4 protein-coding genes are annotated in these 3,091 nt (G+C 33.5%); 2 read left to right on the top strand and 2 right to left on the bottom strand.

Translation table 11 applies throughout. The features are described from left to right. Nucleotides 1–45 precede the first annotated feature (45 nt). Nucleotides 46–978, top strand: a complete 933-nt coding sequence (locus RMO70_RS06880) for a peptidylprolyl isomerase (protein ID WP_310555687.1) — start codon at nt 46–48, stop codon at nt 976–978. Nucleotides 979–1,091: 113 nt separating this feature from the next. Next, on the top strand, nt 1,092–1,445 hold the full coding sequence (locus RMO70_RS06875) for a tRNA-binding protein (RefSeq protein WP_310555686.1): 354 nt from the start codon (nt 1,092–1,094) through the stop codon (nt 1,443–1,445). A gap of 61 nt (nt 1,446–1,506) precedes the next feature. Here the strand turns inward: RMO70_RS06875 and RMO70_RS06870 are convergent, their stop codons facing one another. Both RMO70_RS06870 and RMO70_RS06865 read right to left on the bottom strand, forming a co-directional pair. Next, the gene (locus tag RMO70_RS06870; protein WP_310555685.1) at nt 1,507–1,884 is read right to left on the bottom strand and encodes a PUR family DNA/RNA-binding protein; all 378 of its coding nucleotides are present in this window, start codon (nt 1,882–1,884) and stop codon (nt 1,507–1,509) included. Between the two features lie 70 nt (nt 1,885–1,954). Continuing rightward, nucleotides 1,955–3,091 (bottom strand): ABC transporter ATP-binding protein (locus tag RMO70_RS06865; protein WP_310555684.1); only part of this gene is annotated, 1,137 nt, incomplete at its 5' end.

Below are 3,091 nucleotides of genomic sequence, written 5' to 3'. Positions count from 1 at the left end.
GTATTTATTTTGTAAATTTGCACTTTAAAAATAAAAATCACAACAATGGAAAACGGAATATACGCAAAATTTAATACTGCAAAAGGTTCAATTTTAGTAAAACTAACACACGATTTGACTCCAGGAACAGTAGGGAATTTTGTTGCACTTGCTGAAGGAAATCTAGAAAATAAAGTTAAACCACAAGGAACACCTTATTATGACGGACTAACATTTCACCGTGTTATTCCTGATTTTATGATACAAGGTGGTTGTCCACTAGGTACAGGAACTGGTGATCCAGGCTATAAATTTGACGATGAATTTCACCCTTCGTTAAAACACAACCGTCCCGGAGTTTTGTCTATGGCAAATTCTGGACCAGCAAGTAATGGTTCACAGTTTTTTATTACTCATATTCCAACGGATTGGTTAGATAATAAACACACTGTTTTTGGACATGTGATAGAAGGTCAAGATGTTGTTGATGCAGTTGAAGGAAATGATGTTTTAGAAACTCTAGAAATTGTTAGAGTAGGAGAAGAAGCCCAAAAATGGAATGCTATCGAAGCTTTTATCGCTTTGAAAGGTGCTCGTAATAAGCGTGATGCAGCACTGAGAGCTGAAGCTGAAGCAAAAATGGAGCAACTTGCGGCTGGTTTCGAAAAAACTGAAAGTGGTTTGCGTTACCAATTTATTCAAAGAGGTTCTGGGAAAAAAGCCGAAAACGGAAAAACTGTAGCGGTTCATTATGAAGGTTCGCTTGAAAGCGGAAAAGTTTTTGATTCGTCCTATCCCCGCAAAAAACCAATTGAATTTAGATTGGGTCAAGGTCAAGTTATCGAAGGTTGGGATGAAGGAATCGCTTTATTGCAAGTGGGAGACAAAGCCCGTTTTGTAATTCCATCACATTTAGGTTATGGTTCTCACGGCGCTGGAGGAGCAATTCCACCAAACGCTACGTTGATTTTTGATGTAGAATTAATGGAAGTGAAGTAATCATTCCAGTTCTGATAGCTATCGGGTAAAGCAATCTCAATAGTATAAAAATCTCAATAACGAATTTTGTTATTGAGATTTTTTTATATTTACAATTCAAATAATTTCTAATTATGAGTAGTGAAAGACAACCAGATATTTCTTGGCAAGATTTTGAAAAAGTAGAAATGCGAGTGGGCACAATTCTAGAAGCAAATGATTTTCCAGAGGCCAGAAAACCAGCGTATCAATTGAGTATAGATTTTGGAGCTGCTATTGGTATTCGAAAAACTTCGGCACAAATAACGGTTCGTTACACGAAAGAAGATTTGATAGGAAGGCAAATTGTTTCGGTTGTTAATTTCCCCAAAAAACAAATTGGAAAATTCATGAGCGAATGTTTAGTGCTGGGTTCTGTTGGCGAAAACAACGAAATTATATTATTAGCACCCGATTTTAAAGTTGAAAACGGGTTGCGAATTGGATAAAAAAAAAGTCTAAAATTCGAAAGAATTTTAGACTAATTGATTTTAAAATTTTATTAAAAAACTAAATATCGTCAAATTCAATATCAGTAAAACTTGAAGTTGAAGGTAATTCGTCCTCTGTTTTTTCATAGGAAACTTCTTTCTTGAAATCCTTTTGGTGTCTTTCAGAAATTACTTCTTCGCCTTTGTGATTCAATACATACGAAGTCATGTCGTCTAGAATTTCTGAAAAAGCACTAAAATCTTCTTTGTATAAATAAATTTTGTGTTTCTTGAAATGAAAAGATCCATCTTCTTCGGTGAATTTTTTGCTTTCGGTTATTGTAATATAGTAGTCATCGGCTTTTGTGGCTCTTACATCAAAGAAATACGTTCTTCTTCCTGCACGTAATACTTTCGAAAATATTTCTTCTTTTTCTAACATATCATTTTCTCTCATAATCGTTCTCTCAATTTATAGTTGTTAAGTAGTAATCAAAAATCTAAAAAATATATGTATTAAACAACAATTATTGTAATTCTTTTTCTGAAAGTTGTTTTAAATATAAAGCGGCATAATACCCATCTTGTTTTATTAATTGATTATGAGAACCTTGCTCAATGATTTTACCTTCGTCAAGAATGATGATTTTATCCGCGTTTTTTGCCGATGAAACACGATGACTAACAATAATCGTGGTTTTATCCTTACATATTTCTTGTAAATTAGTCAAAATAGCTTCTTCTGTTTCTGTGTCAACTGCGGATAAGCAATCGTCAAAAAGTAATATTTTTGGATTTTTTATAATAGCTCTTGCAATTGCAACTCGTTGTTTTTGGCCACCAGAAAGTGTGATGCCTCTTTCGCCTAAAATGGTTTCATATTGTTTACTGAATCCCATTATGTTTTCATGAACCACAGCCATCTTTGCTGCATTTTCTACTTCTGGATCTGTTGCATTTTCTTTACCAAATTTTATATTATTCTGAATACTATCCGAAAATAAAAAAGCATCTTGTGGTACAATTCCAATACTGTTTCTCAAATCATATAAATTTAACGTGCCTATTTCTTGTTCGTCGATATTTATTTGCCCGTGAGTTACATCATACATTCGTGAAATCAGGGATAAAATAGTTGATTTTCCAGAGCCCGTTTTACCTAATATGGCTAATGTTTCCCCTTCGTGAACCGTTAATGTTACGTTGTCTAATGCTTGTATGTTTGTGTCTTGATAAGTGTAACTTACGTTTTCGAAAGAAATAGCTCCTTTGATTAGTGAGTTTTGAGTGTTTTTATTTTGGATTTCGGGTTCAATTTTCAGGAATTCATTGATTCGTTTTTGTGAAGCTTCGGCTTCTTGAACCATTGACGAAACCCAACCTAATGAAGCTACTGGCCAAGTTAACATATTCACGTACAAGATAAATTCGGCAATGGTTCCAATACTTTTTATCGTTCCGTTAATATACATTAAACCTCCAAAATAAATTACAACTAAATTACTTACACCAATAAGTGCTAACATTAAAGGACCAAATAAGGCTTGTATTTTTGCCAAATTTAAACTCTTGCTTTTGCTTTCATTGGCTAAAGCTATCATGTTATTTTGATGTTGATTTTCTAATGAATACGCTTTGATAACTCTAATTCCTGAAAATATTTC

This window comes from Flavobacterium sp. (assembly GCF_031422135.1).
Lineage (GTDB): Bacteria > Bacteroidota > Bacteroidia > Flavobacteriales > Flavobacteriaceae > Flavobacterium.
Note: the sequence above shows the minus strand (reverse complement) of the source record. Positions and strands in the feature narration are given on the sequence as shown.

Bases quoted from the DNA above. Each gene is read 5' to 3' on its own strand.
- RMO70_RS06880 (WP_310555687.1), top strand. From the start codon at position 46: ATGGAAAACGGAATATACGCAAAATTTAATACTGCAAAAGGTTCAATT.
- RMO70_RS06875 (WP_310555686.1), top strand. From the start codon at position 1,092: ATGAGTAGTGAAAGACAACCAGATATTTCTTGGCAAGATTTTGAAAAA.
- RMO70_RS06870 (WP_310555685.1), bottom strand. From the start codon at position 1,884: ATGAGAGAAAATGATATGTTAGAAAAAGAAGAAATATTTTCGAAAGTA.